Genomic DNA, 21587 nt, shown 5'->3' on the forward strand with positions numbered 1-21587 from the left:
ATAAAGTTATTGTATCGAAAATCAGAGCGGATTGCAAGTCTAATTCAGAAAGGGGAGCGAAAATGCTGATTTTAGTGACCGGCGGAGCGGCTTCGGGCAAGTCGGAGCACGCGGAACGACTGGTGTGTGAAAAAGCACAGAGTCGATTATATCTGGCGACCATGCAGCCGTTCGGCAAGTCTGCAGAGGCGCGGATTGCGCGGCATCGGGCGCTTCGTGCGGGAAAGGGGTTCGCTACGGTAGAGAGAACACTTGACTTAGCGAATCTCAGGCTCTCTCAGCAATACGACGGAATTTTGCTCGAGGATTTGGGCAATCTGCTGGCAAACGAGCTGTTTGCGCCGGAAGGCGCAGGCGCAGGATCGGCGTTCGACAGCATTGTTGCAGGCGTGGATAATCTGCAAAAATACTGTGAAACGCTGGTTATCGTTTCCAACGAAATCTTTGCGGACGGCGTGCCGTACCCGCCGGAGACCATGCAGTATATCCGGATTTTAGGAGAACTGCACCAGAAATTAACTGGGAAAGCAGACGCGGTATATGAATCGGTATGCGGGATTTTACTGCCGGTAAAGGAGGGAAAACAGCCGTGAAAAGTGTAATCAGCGGACTTTGGGTCGCGTTCTCAATGTATTCTGCGATACCTGTTCCGCAAGTGAACTGGGAAAAACAGACCATGCGGTGGGCACTTGGCTTCCTGCCGCTCATCGGTGTGCTGATCGGTGCGATAGAGTGGTTCTGGTTCGCATTTTGCGTGCATTTCGGCGCGGCAGGCGTGTTTTACGCTGTGATCGCAGCGCTGATTCCTCTGGCAGTGTCCGGCGGCATTCATCTGGACGGCCTGTGCGACACCTGCGACGCGCTGTGCTCGTTCGGTGACCGAGAAAAGCGGCTGAACATTCTCAAGGACCCGCACGTTGGCGCGTTTGGGCCGCTCTGGCTGATGGCATTCCTACTGGCCGAGGTTGGCTGTTTTGCCCAGATTTACGATCGGCCTGTGCTTCTTCCGCTGGCATGCACAGGATTTGCTTTTGCACGGACAATGGGCGGCCGTAAGGTGGTTGCATCACCGTGCGCAAAAGACAGCGGACTCGCACATATCTTTGCGGAAAACAGCGATAAACGCGCGGTATCGCGCATGTTAATTGCTGAATTTGTTCTGTTTGCGGTGCTTCTCGGATTGTGGATATACCGCGTGCCGCACGCGCTTGCTGCGGCGAAAGTGCTCGTTATCGTGCTCGTTGCGTGGTATGCTGTGCATGAGCACATAAGCCGCCGCGTGTTCGGCGGTGTAACCGGAGACCTGGCGGGATTCTGCATCTCGCTGTCGGAACTGATCACGCTTGCGGCAGCAGCGATTGGAGGACTGATTTTATGACCGTGCTCATCATTGGCGGGGCATATCAGGGGAAACGAAAAGTTGCCGAAAACCTGTATGCAGACCTGCCGAGAATTGAAAATCTGCACGAAATTGTGCGAAAAATGCTGAAGGAAGACAAAGACCCGCTGTCACTCGCAGATACGCTGTGCGGACACGTTATCACCTGCGATGAGATCGGCTGCGGCATCGTTCCCATCGACCGTGCGGACGAAAACTGGCGTGAAACGGTTGGTCGCCTGTGCTGTGCTTTGGCACAGAAAGCAGATGCAGTCGTGCGCGTGATCGCAGGCGTGCCGCAATTCATCAAAGGAGAACAACCATGACGATAACCCTTGCCGTGCTGCTCGGCTTCGCGCTCGACTGGCTGCTCGGAGACCCGAAAAAATTGCCGCATCCGGTATGTGCGGTCGGAAAACTCATCTCAGCGGCTGAAAAAGTACTGCGCCGCATCTTTCCCGCAACGCCCGCGGCACTGACATTCGCCGGAATTTTACTCTGGCTCATCACCTGCGGTATGAGCTTTGCCGTGCCGTTTTTCCTTTTGCGCTGGCTGTATCATGTGAACTTCTGGCTCGGTTTTACCGCCGAAACGCTGCTCTGCTGGATGATTTTCGCACGAAAAAGCCTTGCGGACGCCGGTTATCATGTCTACGGCGCGGTTAAGCAGTCGCTCGAGGAGGGGCGCAAGGCCATCGCGTGGTACGTCGGCCGCGACACCGCAGAGCTGTCCGAGGAGGGCGTTATCAAGGCCGCTGTCGAGACCGTAGCTGAGAACCTGACGGACGGTGTGGTTTCGCCGCTCGTGTTCATGCTCATCGGCGGAGCGCCGCTCGGCATGCTGTACAAGGCGGTCAACACGCTGGATTCCATGGTCGGATATCATAACGATAAATACGAGTATTTCGGCAAGCTTTCGGCAAAAATGGATGATTTATTCAACTTTATTCCTGCCAGACTGTCCGCACTGTGCATGATCGCCGGTGCCGGAATGCTGCATCTCGATAACCGAAATGCGCTGCGGATTTACCGCCGAGACCGCAATAAGCACAAAAGTCCGAACGCCGGTCAGACCGAGTCCGCGTGCGCGGGCGCGCTGCACATCCAGCTCGGCGGCGATGCCAGCTACTTCGGCAAAGTCGTTAAAAAGGCCGCCTTCGGTGATCCGATCCGCCGCGTAGACCGCACGGATATTCTCGCAACGGTCGATCTGATGACGGCGGCAAGCGTGTTTGCGCTGGTGCTGTGCTGTGCAATCCGCCTGATCGTAAAAAGTTAGGACGCTGTGCGAGAGAGAAAATTCGTATTTGAAAGGGTGACAACATTGCCAACCTATGTCCACGGCGGCGATATCCAAACCTACATCGACCGCCACGGCTTCGCGCCGCTCGATCTGTCCGCGAACATCAATCCGTTCGGCATACCGGACGCGGTACGCGTGGCCATGCACAGGGCTGTGGATAACTGCACGCAGTATCCCGACCCGTTTTGCCGCGCCGCGCGGCAGGCGATTGGTGCGAGAGAAGGCGTCAATCCGGATTTTCTGTACTGCGGCAACGGTGCGGCGGATGTGCTCGACCGATTGGCGGCGGTGCTGAAACCGCGCAAGGTACTTCTCACTGCACCGACCTTTGCGGAGTACGAGCGCACGCTCTCAGGTGCGGAGATTCGGGTGCATGATCTGCGGGAAACGGACGGTTTTGCGCTCACAGAACGCATTTTGGACGAGATTTCATCGGATTTGGATGCGGTTTATCTCTGCAATCCGAACAATCCGACCGGGCGAACCGCCCAACCGGAACTTCTGCGGGAAATCGTCCGAAAATGCACAGAAAATGGCGTAAAATCGGTTGTGGATGAGTGTTTCAATGACTTTCTGGAGGACGCCGCGCAACACACACTGAAAGACCTGCTGGAATCCAATCCCGGTCTGATTATCCTGCGTGCGTACACGAAAATGTACGCCGTGCCCGGTGTGCGCTTCGGCTGGTGCATGACGGCAGACGCGGCGTTGATTGAGAAATTATACCATGCCGGACAGCCGTGGAACGTGTCGGTCATCGCGCAGGCGTGCGCCGTCGCGGCGGCAAACGAGCCGGACTGGGCCACGGAAACCGCCAAACGCATTGCCAAGGAACGCAGGTTTTTATCCGACGGACTTGCAGCCTGCGGACTGACCGTCTTTCCGGGCGAGGCCAACTTCCTGCTGTTCCGCTCAAACGATATCGGACTGCACAAGAAACTCGCTGAACACGGCATAATGATACGAAACTGCGATAATTATCGCGGACTTTCGGCGGGATACTATCGCGTTGCGGTAAAAACGAGAGAAGCAAGTGAGCGGTTACTGCAAATCATTACTAATTATACCCAATGTGAGGTGTAAAATGGCAAAGACAATTATGATACAGGGAACGTGCTCGAATGCAGGCAAAAGCCTTCTCTGCGCGGCCCTGTGCCGGATTTTCCGGCAGGATGGCTACCGCGTTGCGCCGTTCAAGTCACAGAACATGGCGCTTAACTCGTTCATCACGGCGGACGGCAGGGAGATGGGCCGCGCGCAGGTCGTGCAGGCCGAGGCGGCGGGCATCGCGCCCGATGTGCGTATGAACCCGATTTTGCTCAAGCCGACGAGCGATGTTGGCTCGCAGGTCATCATCATGGGCGAGGCGCAGGGAAACCGCACCGCGCGCGAATATTGGGGGCATAAAAAGGCGCTTTTGCCCATGATCAAGGACGCATTTGACAGCCTTGCCGCCGAGAACGACATCATCGTGATCGAGGGGGCGGGCAGTCCGGCGGAGATCAATCTCAAGCAGGATGATATTGTAAATATGGGTCTGGCGAAGCTGGTGGATGCACCCGTTCTGCTGGTCGGTGATATAGACCGCGGCGGCGTGTTCGCGTCGCTGTACGGCACGGTCAAGCTGCTCGATGAGGACGAGCAGGCGCGCATTCACGGTCTCATCATCAACAAATTCCGCGGTGACGTGGAGATTCTGCGGCCGGGTCTGACGCAGCTCGAGGATTTGACCGGCAAGCCGGTCATCGGCGTGGTGCCGTACGGTCATTTTGACATCGACGATGAGGACAGCCTGTCCGAGCGTCTGGACGCAAAGGCTGCTCCCGCACTGGTGAACATTGCGGTGGTAAAGCTGCCGAGACTGTCCAATTTTACGGATTTTTCCGCACTTTCGCGTGTATCCGGCGTGAGTGTCGCGTACGCGGACAAACCGGCGCAGCTTGCCGGAGCCGACCTGATTATCCTGCCGGGCACCAAGTCCACGCTGGCAGACCTGCGGTGGCTGCGCGAGAGCGGCATGGAGGCGCAGATTCTCAAGGCGCACGCGGCAGGCACGCCGGTTTTCGGCATCTGCGGCGGCTACCAGATGATGGGACGCACGGTCTCCGACCCGGACAATACCGAGGGCGGCGGCAGTCTGCGCGGCATGAGTCTGCTGCCGATCGACACGGTGTTCCGCTCGAGCAAGACCACGACGCAGACGCGCGGCACGCTGCTTGAGATTGACGGTGTGCTGTCCGATTTGAGCGGTCTGGCGGTCGAGGGCTACGAGATTCACATGGGCGAAACCGTGCGCGACGCGAGTGCAAAGCCGCTCGTTCGATTGCTTCGCAGGGAAGGTGAAATCGAGGACGGCTGTCAGACGGAAAACGCCTTCGGCACCTATCTGCACGGTGTGTTCGATGCGCCGGAGGCGGCGCTGCGGACGACACAAGCACTGGCGAAAAAGAAGGGTGTGACGCTCACCGGTGAAGCGCTCGACACGCACGCCTACAAGGAGCAGCAGTACGACAAACTGGCGGATTCGGTGCGAAAATCGCTCGATATGGAGTGGATTTACCGCATAATGGAGGGAAAAGCATGACAGGACTCATTCACCTGTACTGCGGCGGCGGCAAGGGCAAAACCACGGCGGCGGTCGGACTGACCGTGCGCTGCGCGGGTCGCGGAAACAAGGTCGTGTTCGCGCAGTTTCTCAAGGATGGGACTTCGGGCGAGTGCCGCGTGCTGGCGAAATTGCCCGACGTGACCGTTATGGCAGCCAATCCGGTCGGCAAGTTCTCGTTCCGCATGACGGATGCGGAGAAGCGGGAGACAGCGGACGCGCTCACCCGCACCTTCGATGCGGCAACCGGCTTTGCCGTGCGGGAGCACGCGCGGCTGCTCGTGCTGGATGAGGTCTGCGCGGCAATCTCGTGCGGCTTTCTGGATGAGAAAATGGTCGTAAAATTTCTTGAGACCAAGCCGGAAACGCTCGAGGTCGTACTGACCGGACGGGGGCCGTCCGAAGCGCTGCAGGCACACGCGGACTACATTACAGAAATGAAAATGCAGCGGCACCCGTTTGAAAAGGGCATCGCTGCGCGGGAGGGAATCGAATTTTGAATGGATACATGAAGCCGCAGGACATTGAAAAGCGGTCGTTTGAAATCATCACCGCCGAGCTGGGCGAGCGCACGTTTCCGGCGGGCATCGCCGAGGTAGTCAAGCGCGTCATTCACACCACGGCGGATTTTGACTATGCGGACAGCCTTGCGTTTTCGCCGGACGTGATCGAAAAGGCAAAAGCCGCACTTGCGGCAGGGGCGACGGTGGTTACCGATACCAATATGGCGCTCTCCGGGGTGAGCAAGGTGACGCTGGCAAAGCTCGGCGGAAAGGCGGTCTGCCTGATGGCGGATGAGCAGGTGGCACGCGAGGCCAAGGCGCGCGGTGTCACGCGGGCGGTCGTTTCGATGGAGCACGCCGCCAAATTTGAAGGTCCGCTCATCTTCGCCATCGGCAATGCGCCGACCGCGCTCATCCGTCTGCATGAGTTGATTGAGGAAGGCATTGTCGCGCCTGCGCTCGTCATCGGTGTGCCGGTCGGATTTGTCAACGTGGTCGAGGCGAAGGAGCTGTTCATCGGCGGGGACACGCCGTATATCATCGCACGAGGCCGCAAGGGCGGCTCGAATGTAGCCGCGTCCATCGTCAATGCGCTGCTCTATCAGATGGTACATCGAGAAGGATTTTAAGCAGGAATTAGGAATTGCGTAATGGGTTGGCTGACCGGCGGCGGTTTTTCTCTGCACTCGCTTTCCGGTGCACACGAACCGCGCAGCGGTACGCTCTTTCCGAGCGGAGAGTATTGCCGCAGGCGCACAAAAAGGAGGAAACCAAGGCTTAATAGTGACAAGTAACTATTTTGTCGCAGAGAACGGTGTGACCCGAAGGTCACGCCGTTTTTCTGTGTTCATAGGTTGTTTGCGTGATGATAGGCTCGGAAATAACGGGAATATCTACATCGTCCACGAAGTTGAAGAAAATCTTCACTTTCTGCTTGCGCTTGCCGCTGGATTTGTCCGGGGCATAGACGATGATTTTCTTGATATACTCGTTCACGATGGTCTGTGTCAGCTCCTCCACATCCACATATTTCTGTGTCAGGGCGATAAAGGCATCCAGACCGTCGTTCATTTCTTCCCGCTGTTCCACCCATTCTTCGATAACTTCAATTTCGAGCTTTAACCGTTCCTGCTCCGCTTCATAGTCCGCAGACATCTTTCTGTATCTGTCCTGATTGAGATTTCCAAGAACATAGTCCTCGTACAGCCGGGCGATGATGACATCCAGATCGGCAAGGCGTTTCTTTGCCTGTTCCAGCTTCTTTTTGTCATCCCGGATGCTGCGCTCCTGGTCAGTCCTGCGGCATTGCAGCCATTCCTCCTGAAAACCGTCCACATCGCTTCGGATATACTCATTGACTGCCCGGATGCGTTCCAGAACGATTTCACGAAGCACATCTTCCCGGATATAGTGGGCAGTACAAGTACCACGGTTGCTCTTGTAGTTGTTGCAGACGTAGTGATCCTGCTTGCCCTCAAAGCTTTTGCTTGTGGCAAAGTGGAGCTTGCCGCCGCAATCGGCACAAAACAGAAGCCCGGAGAACAATCCCTGCCGTTCCGCTTTTGCGGGGCGGCGTTTGTTTTTCCTCAGTTCCTGCACCCTGTCAAACTGTGCCTGAGATACAATCGCTTCCTGTGTGTCCGGCAGATAAAACATATTCTCCGGCTCATTGGGAATCCGCTTTTTCAGCTTGTAGGACTTGGAATAAGTCTTGAAGTTGCAGGTACAGCCTGTGTACTCCTGCCGTTCCAAAATCCCTGCAATGGACTGGTTGCCCCAGTGGTACGGTCTTTCCGGCATCGGCTTTTTCTTTCGCTTGGCATAGAGTGCCTTTGCGGTCATAATCTGCTTTTCTTCCAGAATCCTTGCAATCTGCTCCGGGCCTTTGCCGTCAATGCAAAGGTCGAAGATGAGCTTGACTACCGGAGCCGCTTCTTCATCCAGAATCCAGTGATCCTTGTCCTCCGGGTCACAGCGGTATCCGTAGGGCGGTTTGCCCATGTGCTTCCCACTGGTTCCTCTCTGCCGCAAACTGACACGGACTTTCTTGCTGGTATCACGGGGATACCACTCGTTGAACAGATTACGGATTGCGGCGAAGCCCTCGCTGTCTCCCCGGTTGCTGTCTACGCCATCATTTATAGCGATAAAGCGGACATCATAACTCGGAAAGATAATATCCGTATATTGTCCAACAGTCAGATAGTCACGACCAAAGCGGCTGAGGTCTTTGACCAGCCAGCAGCCCACAAGCCCCTGCTTGACAAGCTCAAAGCCTTCCTGCACACCGGGACGATTGAAGTTCGTCCCCGTATAACCGTCATCCACCAGAATTTTCAGGTTTGTATACCCGTGGTCACGGGCATATCGGGTTAAATACTCTCTCTGATTTGCGATACTGTTACTCTCGCCTTCCTGGGCATCCTCGTTGCTCAGACGGCAATAGAGAATGGTAATTTTCTGCTGATCCAACATAATATCCTCCTTCGGTGGTTGGTCAGCCGACAGTACCGTTGTGCATATTGGAATTATATCATGCTTTTGTGTCGCAGTCATTAACAAATCACCCCCTTGTCAGAAAAAATGAGCCGTTTTACCTTGTCGGTAAGTGGCTCATTTCCATCACACTCCGTTTCAATCACATACCATGTGTTTCCGATCTTGCACTCAATGGTTTTGCAGAAAGAGGACTGTGCCGCTTCCCAACGCTTGCGGCATTCTTCCAGAAAATCAATAGGCGGCTCAAAAATCGGATCGAAGCAGGAGCAAATATCAATATAGCCGATGGCATCGTTGATTTCTTCCATCGGGGCATCTTCCATAATCATCTTGTTAATTTCATCTACGGTTTTCTTCATAGGCAAATAGTTCCTTTCTTAAATTTCCATGTCCTGTCCACGATTGCGGGCAGGGTGTTTGTGTTCATACAGTTCCTTTCCCCTGGCGAGGATGGCATTGATAAAAGCCCAGACCTTTTCAGATGCAATCTCAATCGCATCCAGGAAAGGCTGGGCTTTTTGTTTCAGCTCCTCATAGTCTTTGTTCAGTTTTTCAAAACGGTCTTTCCATATCTTTGCGTTTTTATCTGCCTGCTCGAATTTCTGCTTGTATTTCAGCTTCTCAGACTTTTCCGCAAAGCTGCTGACCGCATAATCCTTTAGCGTGCGGCACTCATCCGCCGTCATGGTAACATTTCCCGTAATGGGATTTTTCTTGCCCATCGACTCAATCTCATGTGCAGTCATAGCAACAGACTTAGCAGCCTGAGTTTCCTTTTTCAGAGCTTCCAGTTTCTTTTTCTGCTTCTCCGTGGCAGCTTTGGCATCCGCTAAGCTCTGCTCGGCCTGTGCCACCTGTCCGGTCACAGCTTCCAAACGCTGCTGTTCGGCCTGTACCTTGAACTGTGTCACCGTCAGATGTTCTTCGGTGCTGCCACATTCTCCACGCTCTACATCGGTATAACCAGCGTTTCGCATGAAATTGAAAAAGTCATCCTGCAGCACACTGTAGGACGACTTCAAAATCTTTTTCCCTTTTGCGTTCAACATAGGATTTCCGTTTTCATCAAGAACGGGTTTGGATTCCCACTTCTTACTGCGGCTGACCTGTGTGATCGTTTCCTTTACCGTTCCCCGGAGGGATTCATCCTTGCATCGCTTCGACCACAGGATTTGTTTCTCCACCACCGGGATATAAACCACATGAAGGTGATAGTGGTACACATCCTCACCCAGAGCTTCCGACATTGCCCGGTTGCGCTCGTCGGCATGCATTACAGCGGAGAGGATATACTGCTCACCGCCCACGATCTCCACGGCGGCTTTATAGGCATCGGCATAAAACTGTTTTGCAAACTCATAGCCGCCGTGGTTGTAGAAATAAGCGGAGTTCACATCGAAAACCAACTCGCCATATTTGACGGCATCCGGTTTCAGCCCTCTGGTGGAGATGATCTTGTCCTGCTCCATCTGCTCAAACATTTTTACATAATCGTCAGTGGGAGACTTGAAGTGAACATTCAGCGCAGTACGTTCCGGCACGATGTCCACATTGGAATAACGGTCTTTTTCACGCTCATTGTGTTCCTGTACTTTTGTCACATCATCCGGAGTTTCCAAGTCCTGATTTCTGGCTAAGGTACGATCAATTCCATCATTTCTTGCCATAGATTTTTGTCCTTTCTTTAAGATTTGCAGACAGCGGAGGGCTGAGGAACGGCACTTTTTCAAAGTGTAATAACCCACTATTACACTTTCATCCATGCTGGCTACAAAGTGCCGTGGGCTCTCCGAGGGCTCTCCCGAGGGGGAATGCGGTCACTGCGGTGACCTCTGCTGACCAAGGCAAAATGTCTGCGCCTTTTACCTTGGTCAGCCCGTCTGCATGAAGCTGTTCTGCGGAACATTTCTTGCAGACGATGGCAGCGAAAACCGTATCTTTCACTGCCTGTCCATGGGCAGCACTGCGGTGCGCCTATGGGGACGGGAGATGCGGAGGGCTGTTGCCGGGGTATCACTTCTCCCGTCTTTTCTGCCATACGATGTCGTAACCAAGCACAGCGGCAAGCTCCAATACTTCCTTGTATCGTATACTTTCCCGCTGTAATTTTGCGGACAGGTTGGAAACGCTGTCGCTCCATCCGTACTCGTCCGAGAGCAGGTCAACAACTTCCTGCATGGTCATCCCGGCACGGATGATCTGTGCCTTTATTTCGTTGCGTATATTCATATTGATAAAATCCTCCATAATTCAGTTCATGTGTCGGTGCAACCTCTGCGCTCCAAGGTGGAGTGGATGCACCGAACAGTGAAAAATCTGCAATCTCCGAAATCCGTCCAGAATTTCGCTTGTGATGTCCTGTCCATATATGACCATATCCCACTTTGCCGTTTTGTGTGGTTTGGTCTGGAACAGTGAAAACACCCATTGTTCCGTGAACAGGGTACACGGTTCAGAGAAGCACGATTTCGTGAAATAGTTTCGTCCTGCGGTCAAAAACTTTGCTGTTTCCATTACCATTGATTTTTAATGCCCGAAAACAGGTCAGCTTTGAAAGCTGCTGTTTCCTATAACGGAAGAAAACAGGGGTAAATGCTGCGTACATACGTACAGAGCATGACTGGCAAAATCAATCCCGCCAGTCCTCCGGTACGTACGTACACGGCGAAACATCGTAAAATCCATTTATATGAGGTCTTGCCACAGCTTCCACGCCCATAAAGCCCCACACCCGCCGTCCGGCAGAGTTGGTGATGTTGTTGCAATGCTCCAGATTGAATCTCCCGGCATTGGCAATCATGGCATCGCTGAAGCTACGGGCTTTCAGCGGTGCAAGGGAGTTTTCCTCACACCACATCCGGTAGATTTCATAGAAATCCTTAGAGCTGATGGAAGCATCCGCTTTCAATCGGATGTATCCCTCCGACTCCATGAAATCAAAGATATTGTTGTTGTCACGCTTGACCGCTTCCCGGTTTTTCCGGATACGGTCACTCTCCGTAAACTTAAAGTTGTTGGCAACAAGCCGCTGTAAGCCTTCAAATGCCCACAGGAAGATACCCTCGGCTTCAGCTTTCATCTTCTCTGCAAGGTCAGGATCATCGGCTCTGTCCATGGGCTTTTCTTTGGTGGTCAGCACAAGCTGTCTGCGGTAAAAACCATCGCTGCGATCATATAGGGCTTGCAGATCACCATTGCTGAATGCCAGCAACCGGGCAAACATCCAGCCCTGATAACTCTGCTTGCCCTTGCGTTCCAAGTCCATTTTGCCCTGTGCAGTCACGATGGATTTTACATAGTTGGTCTGACGCAGAGCTTCCATCCGCATATCATCATCCACGCACAGCAGGATGTGTTCCAGATCGGCACGGGCAAAACGGTTTTCAGAAATCTTCCCGATGCTGCCGTCTTTCATATTCGTGCCGAAGATGGTGGACAGCACCGCACCGATTTGAGATTTACCCTCGCCACCGTTGCCTTTAATCACCATCATGCGCTGCCCCTTGTTGGAGGGAATCAGGCAATAGCCGATAAACTCCTGCAAAGTTGGAATGTCCTCGGCGTAAAGCAACCCATCCAGAAAGTTCAGCCAGATCACCGGTGCAGGAGCATCGGGATTATAGCCGACAGGCAGACGGCTTCGCACGATAGCCGGTCTGCCTTCGGTGAAAGTGCCGTTCAAGAGCAGCGTACCGTTGGCAACATGGATGCGATCCTGCTCCGGAGGGAAGTCAGACACCTGCGCTTCCAGTTTCAGCACTTCCAGAATGTTGGTGATCTTCCGTGGGATGTTGTTCACGGCACAAAATTTCAGCTTGTCGTAAATCTCCCCACGCAGAGGAAGGTCATCCGTCACTCGACCATCGGGCGTGAAAAAAGCTCCGTTTGCGAAGATGATTCTGCGCTCATGCAGAAATTCTTCACAAAACAGAGCTTCGTTGATGTTCTGCCCGTCAAACCAGACAGGAAAATTCATATTAGGCGTTTTCCGGTTCTTCGCCACGGTGCGCCACCTCCTTTTTCTTTCGTGCGGTATACTCTTGCAGAAAAGCAATTTTGTCGTCCTGCATCAGCTTGTCCACCAATGCCACCCGTTCTTCCAGATCACCCACCGTCAGCACATCTGCCATATATTCGATATAGCAGTGCATCTGGCAGGCTTCCACAAAACGGTCATCCAGAGCATCTTCCGGTGTCTTGGGTGCGTATCGTATTTTCCAATCTTCCAGCAGATGCAGATAATCCGTCAGCACCCGGAAACACAGCATTTCATTCTCCCGGAACTGACGGATATAGGGACGCTTTGGCTTGACCATAGCTGCGGCAGTGGGCGGTTTCGGGTCAAGCCCGAAGTCCGCAGCCAGCTTTTGCGCTGCTTCATAACTGCTCAGATCGAACAGTCTTGCCACAAGGTCGATTACATCCCCCTTGGCTCCGCAGCCGAAGCAGAAGAAATAATCCTCGTTCAGCTTCAAGCTCGGATGCCTGTCGTTGTGGAACGGGCAGCAAGCCATACCATTGCGGTTGACATTCAGCCCGTAGTGTTTTGCGGCTTGCTTTACGCTGATTGCCGCCTTGATGATTTCATAGATTGTCATAGAAAAACCTCCGTTCATAGTATTTAGAAAGCACGAAACACCCGCCGTGATTGGCAGGGGTTTGGCTCCTTCTACTATGGTTATGCCGGATTTTTCAAAAAACAGGCTAATCGGAGGACAACCCCGTTTCAAAAAACAGGACAACTTATGGATAGATGTAGATTTCTTTACATTAGCATGATAGAATTAAGAAAATGAAAAAACAGGACAGGAGGGGCAAGCATGAACCAAGAACTGATGACATTGGATTTTTGGCAGGATACGGTCATATATGAGGGAAAAACACTTCCTGTCGGCGCTCTTGCCTGTGATGCGCTGAATGTCCCTGCGGATACCATCGCAAAGATGAACGAGCAATGCGAGAAAATCAATCTGCTGCTTGGAATATTAAACGCCGGACAGGATGCTTCTGCACTCTGTCCTATTGCAAAGGAAGCTGCTCTGACGATGCTCGATATTCTCAGTCAAACACCGCCGTTCTCCTATATGAATATCTCAAAGCACAGAGAACGGATTGAAAAAGTCTTTACTGTGGACAATGCGCTGAAATATGTGGAGTTTGCCATAAAAGCCGCAACCAATTCTTTGCAATTTGAAGAAATCCAGAACTTTACCGATGCGATGATGCTCCAACGCTATACCGCAGTTTTCGGGCATCTGGCATACTCCCTTGGGGAATACCAAACGGCCATGCTTGATTTTGCAGAAAAATCAGACGGCAATGAAGCAGAACGCACCGCAGAGGGTTTTGCAAAAATGTTCGGCGACTATTTTCCGCCGGAGTTCTCTATCACGGAGGGCAATGCCTGGATGTCTACTTTGAATAATTCCGTTCAGTATATATCGGTCATCCGTCCCGGCGAAAAAGTTGCGAAGCTGGTCAAGCGGATGCACTATGTATCCTTTGTAGGGATGTTCCGGTCTGATCTTTTTGAGGGCTTATGTGTTGGTCATGCCCCGAAAAAATGCAAAATCTGCGGCAAGTGGTTCCTCACCACCAACGCAAGGCACACCAAATACTGCGGCGGCTATGCACCGGGGGACAAGCTGCACCGCACTTGCCGACAGATCGGCAACCTGAAAGGCAGAGAACAACGGGAGCTTGCGGACGATCATCCGGTGAAACAGATTTATGAGAAACGGCTGAACACCATAAACCGCTATGTGAAGCGTGGTACTCTGGACGCTGATCTTGCAGAGGTTATGAAAAAGCTGGCAAAGGATAAAATGCTTCGAGCGCTGAGCAATGTCGCCTATGCCAAAGGTGATTACGAAAAAGAGATGGGACAGGCTGCTTTGAAGAAAGAAGCAAAATTACGGACGAAATGAGGAATATGTAATGGCACAGAAATATGATTTAACTGATATTGGGAATGCGCTTAGCCGGGTTATGGACAATCCTATGACCAAAATAATCCGTTCTGGCTCTATTGGTGTGTTGGGCGTAGTAAACCCAGTTGCGGGAATTGTAGGCGGAATAGGAAATGATCTTCTATCTGAATACAATACCTTCAAACTCGGCCATCTACTGAACGGTCTTGCATCTGGCTTTAATCTCGAAAGAAGATTGAACGAGCTTTACAACTATGTAAACTCCAGCCCGGAAAAGGCTATTATCGTAGCCAATCTGTTCAAACAAACCGTAAATGCAGAATGCCCAAAGGTTTGCGTTATTTATGGTCTAATTCTTGCAAACCATTTAGAAACACTTACAGAATTCACGCACGAAGAATTGATTGTCTGTAAAGCTTTGGAAAACGCTACGGATTATGATCTGAAGAATTTCAAAGAAATAATGGAGAACTATCTTAAGCCAACATCAAATGGAAGAAGAATTGTATTTCCAAAAGACTTTGCAGATATTGCTGCTTTCACCACCACATGCGATTGGTGTGTATATAATAGAATCTTTGTTTCTCGCACAGCAGAGTGGGGTGAAATGGAAGAAGGCATTTTGGATATGAGCACGTACTATTACGAGGCAAATCCTGCATCTGTTCTTCTGGATAATATAAATGCTGCAAGACAAACTTGGAATTATGGTTAATTATTCCCACTGATTACTTAGAAGGGAGGTGCGCTATGCTAAATGATTTTTCGTGGAACATGACCGGATACATACCGAAGCACCAAGTTAATCCACACGGTGACGGCATCATCCCCTATGTGGCAGAGCGCATCTTCCAACTGGAACCGGAACCGCCAGCGGTGGACAGTCTGAATGAATATATCCTGTCTGCTTTGCGGGAAAAGAATTTGCTATATTTTTCGTTCTTTCTGCACCACTACGAAACGCAGCTCAACAAGCGCATCAAAGGCTTTCTCAGTGTGGACGGCGGCAATCTGTACGACACAGACCGATTTATCGATATAAAGATCTCCTGCCGGGAGCAAATGCTCCAAAAGCTGATGGACTATGATCCTGCCAAGGGTGCGGAGTATGCTACATACATCTATCCGTTCATCTGGGATTCTATGCTCCGTTTCCGCATGGGCGAAGAAAAATGGTCGGTATCCTCTCTGACCAATTACAAAATGGTGCGATCAATGGCGTGGCTGTACCATAACACCAAAGATGCGGTCAACCAGTTTTCCAAGAAGTATAACTGCGACCTTGCTCTTGCGGAAGAATATCTGAAAGTTGTCCGTGGAATCCGCAACCAGCAGCCGTTCTATATAACGGACGAGGACGGCGAGGAAACAGGCGAGGATATAGCCCTTGACGATAGCTGGAACTATACCGACATCCTCTGGAACGGCATACAAGCAGAAAAGGTACAGCGGGCATTTGAGAAGCTGAATTACCGGGAACAGACCTTGCTCGAAAAACGGTTAGCAATCTGTATGACCTGCGGGCGAGTTGGCTCATGGAAGAACCGCCCCACTTTTGAAGAATTGGCGATTATGTTTGAGGGCAGCACAGCCAGCGGTGCAGAGCGAGCCTACCGGAAAGCGGTGGACAAACTGACAGAACTGCTGGTTGCCGAAGGTGCGCTCCATGCTGTCCGGCTGAAACAGAAAACCAAAACCAAGCGCAAAAAGAAAATCGCCGCCGCAATCTACGAATATCAAGCAGACTGCGACGGCGAATGGGGCGAAATTTCAGTTGATTTTGAGAACGGCACAGCAGAGATTATCCGACTTGCTGATTGGGATACAATTAAAACGAACTGGTTTGCCAAGGAGGCGATCCGGTATATTTTATCATTGTCGCCTGATGCTCTTACAAAATATATGCTCGTCCCCCTTGAGCCGCCACTTATATCTTGAATCCTTACAACCACTGTAAGTGGTATTTGCTGTGTTCCCATGCTATCATTTTATTACAAATGATAGGAGGTATTCACATGAAACCCATTTTGAATATTGAAAATTTAACAAAAATCTATGGCAATGTGCCAAGTCAAACAAAGGCACTGAATGGGATCACCTTCCAGGTGATGCCGGGAGAGTTTCTCGGCATTATGGGAAGCAGCGGTTCCGGTAAATCCACACTGCTCAATTGTATTGCGACTGTGATTCAACCCACAGGTGGAAGCATTCAGGTGGAAGGCGATACTCTGCAATCCCTCAAGGGAAAGGCTCTTGCAGAGTACCGTGGCAAAAAAGTTGGTTATCTATTCCAGAACTTTGAATTGCTGGACAACCTGACTGGCAGGGAAAACATCCTGCTCCCGACTTCCTTGCATGGGGTATCCGAAGCAGAAAGCAGCCAGCGGCTGAAGCAGTTGGCTGACTATCTGGAAATCACTGATGTTCTGGATAAGTTTCCGTCCAAGATGTCCGGCGGCCAGCGTCAGCGTGTTGCGGCAGCAAGGGCTCTGATCTTACATCCCCAAATGATCCTTGCCGATGAACCGACGGGTGCGCTGGATTCTAAGAACGCAAGAAGTCTTATGGAGAAGCTGTCCGGCCTGAATCGTGACGAACAAGCTACGATCCTGATGGTAACCCATGATTCCAATGCCGCCAGCTTTTGCAAGCGCATTCTGTTCATCCAGGACGGCGTGATCTTTCATGAGCTTCGGCGTGGAGACGAAAGCCAGCAGGAGTTCTACGGGCGCATCCTGAAGGTGATGGCGCAACTGGGAGGGGGCAGCGCAAATGTTCTCTAATCTCATTCTTCGGAACAGCCACCGCAGCCGAAAGGAAAACGGTCTGTTTTTCAGCTCCCTGGTGATTTCTATTGTTGCCTTTTACATGATTCTTTCCATCTCCACTCAAGATGTGATGCTCTTTTTGCAGAAAATGGAGAGTGACGCAGTTGACAAACTCCTGCTTCTGATTCCTGCGTTTTATGGGATGACCCTCGGTATTCTGTTCTTTTTGATCTATTTTGCCTGCAAGTATCAGTTCGAGCGCAGACGGCATGAGTTTGGTGTTTATCTAATGTTGGGGATGCGTAGAAGTAAACTGTTTGGTATGCTTCTGGCGGAAGATTTCCTGACCAGTATTCTTGCCATGCTCATAGGCTTACCTGTGGCTGTGGTGCTTTCAGAAATTGTCAGTCTTGTCACCGCCAAGCTGGTAGGCATGGGGATCATCGGTCATCAGTTTTCTTTATCCTGGTCTGCAATTGAATGGACGCTGGCAGGATTTCTGGCAATTAAGCTGACGGCACTTCTGATTTTGAGTGGACGAATCAGCCGCCAGGAGATCGGTACTTTGCTATCCCAGCCAACGAACCGCCCCAAAAAGCAAATGCCATCTGTTATCTATGGACTGGCTGCTATATGCGGAAGTGTGATGTTGGCAGTGGCTTACTACATGGCGATTCAGGGAATTGCATGGACAAAGGTAAGTATGATGGGACGGACTTTGCTGTTGGGCATAGTTGGTACGATGCTGCTTTTCTATGGGATGCGTGCGCTGATTGCTTTGATTGTTAAGAAAGGAAAAGGAAATAAGCAGCTTCATGTATTTACCTTCCGGCAGATTCAGGAGAATGTTATTCATCAGTCAACCTCCATGGCCATCAGCTCCCTGCTGATTCTGGCGGCGCTGTGTTGTTTTGGTGCGGGCGTAGGAATTGCAGGAACGAATAGCCTGTCTTCTGGCCATGTAATCGACTATACTTTTGAAGATCATACTGCAGAAGATTCATCGCAGGTTCTTCCGAATATAAAGGCAGCCCTGAAAGAAAACGGTTTGGAAAATCAATTTTCAGAGCTTTTTGAAATGAGGGTTGGGCGTATTCGCACCACAGAAGATTATGATAATGCCTACAGCATGGACGCTGTTATGGACTCTCTTCGGAGCCTGCCCCAGTCGGAAGACCGGGATGTCCTTCTGAACAATCTTGGTTATGCCACATACCCATATTTGATTTGTTTATCGGACTATAATCGTTTGTTGGAATTGTCCGGCAAACCGGCTCTCCAATTAGGCGAAAAGGAGGCCGCTGTCTATATTGATACAGAGTTTACTACGGTAAGTCGTACCGCAATGCTGAACCAAGTATTGGCCGGACAGCCCAAGGTGGAACTGGATGGTAGTCCGATTCATCTTACAGGAGAGGTTCAGTCTGTGAATTTGGTCACGGACCGTTCTATAACCTTGTCCTTTGCATTGATTCTTCCGGATGAAGCATTCCTATATTATAGCCAGGGAATGTATGATACCTATGTCAATGCGGTGCTCAGTGAGCAGGCTCTGGATGGAAATAGCCTTATGACTGCATATTTGGATTTGAACGAGAAGCTGGACGAAACTGGCATTGAATATGAAAGCTATCTTCAGAATATAGGTCGTCAGCTTTTCTACACCATAGCATCCAGTTATATTACCCTCTATCTTGCGATTGTTTTCCTGGTAGTTGCCAACACCATCGTGGGTGTTCAGTTCCTGATGAGTCAGCAGAAAACCGGGCGCAGATACCAGACCCTGATCCGCCTGGGAGCTACTTACGAAACCCTTTGCCAGTCTGCTGGAAAGCAAATTACCTGGTTTATGGGACTTCCTGTATTGGTTGCGGCTGTCAGCAGTCTGTTTGGAGTCAGGGCGTTATTTACAGGGATACTCTCGTCCCGAACCCGTGGGACAGTGTCTGAAATGCTGCTTGTATCTGCTGCTATGATTTTACTACTTTGCGTGATAGAATATATTTATATGAGAGTGGTCAAGCGCTCCAGTGATCGGTATTTGCTGACACTGATGCAGCCGCAGAGAGAAGAATAATTTGGAAGGAGGTGCTGTCATGAAAAGAATTGCTGTTGTGGAAGATGAAGTCTATATGCGGGAAGAACTCTGCGATATGCTCCAAAAGGACGGCTATCTTGTGGAGGCAATTACCGAGTTTGAAGATGCCGCTCGGCTCTTGGCAGCCCTCCGCCCTGACCTTGTGATCTTAGACCTGAACTTGCCGGAGATCAGTGGCTTTCAAATCTGCCAGGAGCTAAAGAATAAAACTGCTATCCCCGTCCTGGTGCTGACTTCCAGAGATCAGGTAAAGGATGAACTGCAAGCGTTCCAGTTGGGTGCCGATGAATATTTGACGAAGCCGTGCAGAAAAGATCGACTTCTTGCCAGGGTATCCAATATTCTCAAAAGGTATGAAGGCCGTACCAATCTCATAGAGGGACCAGATTTCCTGTTAGACCAGCAGACCTACACGCTTTATATTCATAATACCTCTGTGGTGCTTCCAAAAAATCAGGGAAAACTGTTGGTCGCTCTTTTGTCCGGCGGCGATGCTCTGGTCACGACGGAGCAGCTTTGCATGGCACTATGGGGAACCACGGAATACATAGATGAAAATGCCTTGCAGGTTAACCTAACCCGGCTGAAAAACGATGTCCGCCCTTGAAATGAAGCAGCGAATCGTTGCAGTTCGAGGAATGGGCTACCGTTTGGAAGCGGAGGTGTCTCTATGAAGCAGCTTTGGCACATGATAGAACGGTACTACCCCTGGCTTCTGTTGCTGCTGGGCGTGGATTGCTTTTGCGCTGTCATTCTTTGGATTTCTGACATTCAGGTATTTCAAACCTTGATCGGGTTAGTAGTTCTGACGAGCATCCTTTTGTTTTCAGCGATTCTGTTTGTACTAAACAAGAGGGAGAACACCCACATGGAACTGTTCCGAGATTTCCTCAGTGATCCTACCATCTGCAATGAAGAACGGCTGCTCAGTGCCATTAGTCAGAAAGAAGGAGAATCTGTCCGATTTTTGGCTTCGGTTTTACGGGAATACAAAAACGAGAGTAACAATATGGCGGATGCCCTACGGGACTATGAAGAATACGTGGAGGGCTGGGCACATGAAGCGAAAACGCCCCTATCGTTGCTGACCATGCTCTTGGATAACCGGAACGATGAAATCTCTCCTTCCCTGCAAGCAAAGCTGGATTATGTCCGCAGTCAGCTTCAGGAGGATGTCACGCAGATGCTGTACTATGCCCGGTTGAAGAGCAGTACAAAGGATTACCGATTTGAGGATGTCAATTTGAATGACTGCTTGGGTGAAGTTCTGGAGGACTATGCCCCACTTCTTGAAGAGAAGCATTTTGTCATTCTCAACAAACTGCAATCTGAAACAGTCTATACAGACCGTAGAGGACTTCAGTTTATGTTGGGACAAATCGTTAGCAATGCCATCAAATATAGCAGCGATAGTCCCATGCTTACAATTTCCGTGATACATTCGGAGACTGCAGATATCCTTTCTGTTGAAGATAACGGCATTGGCGTAAAAAAATATAATCTGCCGTACATTTTTCAAAAGGGCTTTACCGGGGATTCTACTGACAGCAGAAAGAAGGCTACCGGTATGGGACTTTACCTGGTTAAGAAGATGGCCGACGATCTAAATCTTCATCTGGAAGCAGCTTCCCAGTGGGGAAAGAGCTTCAAGATTGTCATCTTCTTTCCTAAATTGAGATCCAACGGAGGGAAATAATATAAACAGAAAAACGCCCGCAGGATTTTCTCCTGCGGGCAGCGTGTTGTCAGCTATCCCAAGGCTTGTATTCTGTTACAGTTTTCAAATAGGTTTCGGGATCGCCGTTCAAGATAAGGTCTGCATACTCCAAAGGAGCGTTGTAGATCAAATAATCCAGCTCTGACCGCTGATACATATTGTCAGCAATCTCGTTCTCAACGACGATAGTGTCAATCGCAATCATACTGCCGTCGCTGAATTTCACTTCCACACAGCAATTATCCATATTGTAGGCACAAGATATTAAGGTTTTCATGGTATGTCCTCCATAATTCGTAATATAAAGCGAAAATCCCGTCTGACTTCCTGTTAGAAATCAGACGGGATTTGTCCGTATGCACCCCGGAAACCGTCAGCTAACAGTTGATAAGTAAATTAGTTCCTTATCACTGTTAAGCCAACGGTTTCCTCCTTTTTGTGAATCTTCCTCTTGCCCTTGGATAGCTTGGACGCAGATGGTAAACTGCGTAAGCATAGCAAAGGGGAACAACAGTGGGGTTGCATTTGCGTAGGGGCAGACCAATGTGTCTGCCCATTTCTCTGCCTATACGCAGTGTCAGATACCTTTGTGCTGCATATGTGGGTGAATCCACGCAAGCGCGGCACAAGGTGAATGGTTTGTGTAGCAGTACGTTATCCGAAATGCGAAAAGGTGTTATACCACGCGGAAGAAAAAATCCTCTGCCGTTCTCCTTTTCCACGCTTACGAAGTCTACCATCTGCACCCAAGCCCTCTAAGGGAAAGGTAGGAGTTCAAAGAGGAAG

The 21587-nt window shown here is 50.8% G+C and carries 22 protein-coding genes; 15 read left to right on the forward strand and 7 right to left on the reverse strand.

The annotated features are described in order from the left end of the window. The first annotated feature begins 62 nt into the window (after window positions 1-62). Genes DWZ82_RS01895 through DWZ82_RS01930 form a run of 8 tightly spaced genes read left to right on the forward strand, consistent with a single transcriptional unit; the run spans window position 63 to window position 6418 of the window. On the forward strand, window positions 63-593 hold the full coding sequence (locus tag DWZ82_RS01895) for a bifunctional adenosylcobinamide kinase/adenosylcobinamide-phosphate guanylyltransferase (RefSeq protein WP_117488890.1): 531 nt from the start codon (window positions 63-65) through the stop codon (window positions 591-593). Continuing rightward, a complete protein-coding gene (locus DWZ82_RS01900) occupies window positions 590-1378 on the forward strand; it encodes an adenosylcobinamide-GDP ribazoletransferase (RefSeq protein WP_158575052.1) in 789 nt (262 codons plus the stop codon). Before DWZ82_RS01895 ends, DWZ82_RS01900 begins: the two co-directional genes overlap by 4 nt. Next, on the forward strand, window positions 1375-1704 hold the full coding sequence (locus tag DWZ82_RS01905) for a bifunctional adenosylcobinamide kinase/adenosylcobinamide-phosphate guanylyltransferase (protein ID WP_118361808.1): 330 nt from the start codon (window positions 1375-1377) through the stop codon (window positions 1702-1704). The genes DWZ82_RS01900 and DWZ82_RS01905 overlap by 4 nt, the downstream gene beginning before the upstream one ends. After that, complete coding sequence (gene cbiB / locus DWZ82_RS01910; protein ID WP_118478344.1) at window positions 1701-2657, forward strand: adenosylcobinamide-phosphate synthase CbiB; 957 nt, start codon at window positions 1701-1703, stop codon at window positions 2655-2657. Before DWZ82_RS01905 ends, cbiB begins: the two co-directional genes overlap by 4 nt. Before the next feature lie 45 nt (window positions 2658-2702). Beyond that, complete coding sequence (locus tag DWZ82_RS01915) at window positions 2703-3764, forward strand: pyridoxal phosphate-dependent aminotransferase (RefSeq protein WP_158575053.1); 1062 nt, start codon at window positions 2703-2705, stop codon at window positions 3762-3764. Between the two features lies 1 nt (window position 3765). Beyond that, entirely contained in the window at window positions 3766-5265 is a 1500-nt protein-coding gene (locus DWZ82_RS01920; protein ID WP_118478348.1) for a cobyric acid synthase, read from the forward strand. After that, complete coding sequence (locus DWZ82_RS01925; protein ID WP_118478350.1) at window positions 5262-5786, forward strand: cob(I)yrinic acid a,c-diamide adenosyltransferase; 525 nt, start codon at window positions 5262-5264, stop codon at window positions 5784-5786. Before DWZ82_RS01920 ends, DWZ82_RS01925 begins: the two co-directional genes overlap by 4 nt. 8 nt (window positions 5787-5794) lie before the next feature. After that, a complete protein-coding gene (locus DWZ82_RS01930; protein ID WP_118478352.1) occupies window positions 5795-6418 on the forward strand; it encodes a precorrin-8X methylmutase in 624 nt (207 codons plus the stop codon). A 199-nt stretch (window positions 6419-6617) separates the two neighbouring features. Here DWZ82_RS01930 and DWZ82_RS01935 read toward each other — a convergent pair whose 3' ends face one another. The 6 genes from DWZ82_RS01935 to DWZ82_RS01965 form a co-directional block, all read right to left on the reverse strand. Then, the gene (locus DWZ82_RS01935) at window positions 6618-8345 is read right to left on the reverse strand and encodes a recombinase family protein (RefSeq protein ID WP_033121835.1); all 1728 of its coding nucleotides are present in this window, start codon (window positions 8343-8345) and stop codon (window positions 6618-6620) included. After that, window positions 8345-8647, reverse strand: a complete 303-nt coding sequence (locus DWZ82_RS01940; RefSeq protein ID WP_033121834.1) for a hypothetical protein — start codon at window positions 8645-8647, stop codon at window positions 8345-8347. The genes DWZ82_RS01935 and DWZ82_RS01940 overlap by 1 nt, the downstream gene beginning before the upstream one ends. Window positions 8648-8665: 18 nt before the next feature. After that, on the reverse strand, window positions 8666-9955 hold the full coding sequence (locus DWZ82_RS01945; RefSeq protein WP_033121833.1) for a plasmid recombination protein: 1290 nt from the start codon (window positions 9953-9955) through the stop codon (window positions 8666-8668). Window positions 9956-10301: 346 nt separating this feature from the next. After that, complete coding sequence (locus DWZ82_RS01950) at window positions 10302-10523, reverse strand: LLM class flavin-dependent oxidoreductase (protein ID WP_347003522.1); 222 nt, start codon at window positions 10521-10523, stop codon at window positions 10302-10304. Window positions 10524-10917: 394 nt separating this feature from the next. Then, the gene (locus DWZ82_RS01960; protein WP_117347204.1) at window positions 10918-12264 is read right to left on the reverse strand and encodes a DNA primase family protein; all 1347 of its coding nucleotides are present in this window, start codon (window positions 12262-12264) and stop codon (window positions 10918-10920) included. A gap of 1 nt (window position 12265) precedes the next feature. Continuing rightward, window positions 12266-12886, reverse strand: a complete 621-nt coding sequence (locus DWZ82_RS01965) for a CHC2 zinc finger domain-containing protein (protein WP_033121509.1) — start codon at window positions 12884-12886, stop codon at window positions 12266-12268. A 222-nt stretch (window positions 12887-13108) separates the two neighbouring features. Between DWZ82_RS01965 and DWZ82_RS01970 the strand changes: the two genes are divergently transcribed. The 7 genes from DWZ82_RS01970 to DWZ82_RS02000 all read left to right on the forward strand — a co-directional run bounded on the left by DWZ82_RS01970 (window position 13109) and on the right by DWZ82_RS02000 (window position 20780). Further along, a complete protein-coding gene (locus DWZ82_RS01970; RefSeq protein WP_118478356.1) occupies window positions 13109-14215 on the forward strand; it encodes a DUF6076 domain-containing protein in 1107 nt (368 codons plus the stop codon). Window positions 14216-14225: 10 nt separating this feature from the next. Further along, window positions 14226-14933 (forward strand): hypothetical protein, encoded by a 708-nt coding sequence (locus DWZ82_RS01975; protein WP_055228676.1) that lies wholly within the window; start codon window positions 14226-14228, stop codon window positions 14931-14933. Between the two features lie 35 nt (window positions 14934-14968). Next, entirely contained in the window at window positions 14969-16156 is a 1188-nt protein-coding gene (locus DWZ82_RS01980) for a hypothetical protein (protein ID WP_033121506.1), read from the forward strand. Window positions 16157-16233: 77 nt separating this feature from the next. Next, the gene (locus DWZ82_RS01985) at window positions 16234-17001 is read left to right on the forward strand and encodes an ABC transporter ATP-binding protein (RefSeq protein ID WP_033121505.1); all 768 of its coding nucleotides are present in this window, start codon (window positions 16234-16236) and stop codon (window positions 16999-17001) included. Next, entirely contained in the window at window positions 16991-19063 is a 2073-nt protein-coding gene (locus tag DWZ82_RS01990) for an ABC transporter permease (protein ID WP_118478358.1), read from the forward strand. Before DWZ82_RS01985 ends, DWZ82_RS01990 begins: the two co-directional genes overlap by 11 nt. A gap of 19 nt (window positions 19064-19082) precedes the next feature. Beyond that, window positions 19083-19691: a response regulator transcription factor gene (locus DWZ82_RS01995; protein ID WP_442861209.1), complete on the forward strand. Its 609-nt coding sequence runs from the start codon at window positions 19083-19085 to the stop codon at window positions 19689-19691. 63 nt (window positions 19692-19754) lie between these two features. Continuing rightward, window positions 19755-20780 (forward strand): sensor histidine kinase, encoded by a 1026-nt coding sequence (locus DWZ82_RS02000; RefSeq protein WP_055228679.1) that lies wholly within the window; start codon window positions 19755-19757, stop codon window positions 20778-20780. A 49-nt stretch (window positions 20781-20829) separates the two neighbouring features. On the opposite strand, the gene DWZ82_RS02005 is transcribed toward DWZ82_RS02000, so the two are convergent. Beyond that, window positions 20830-21078, reverse strand: a complete 249-nt coding sequence (locus DWZ82_RS02005; RefSeq protein ID WP_033121501.1) for a DUF6061 family protein — start codon at window positions 21076-21078, stop codon at window positions 20830-20832. Window positions 21079-21587: the final 509 nt, after the last annotated feature.

This window comes from Butyricicoccus sp. AF35-5AC (assembly GCF_003477715.1).
Classification (GTDB): Bacteria; Bacillota; Clostridia; order Oscillospirales; family Butyricicoccaceae; genus Agathobaculum; species Agathobaculum butyriciproducens.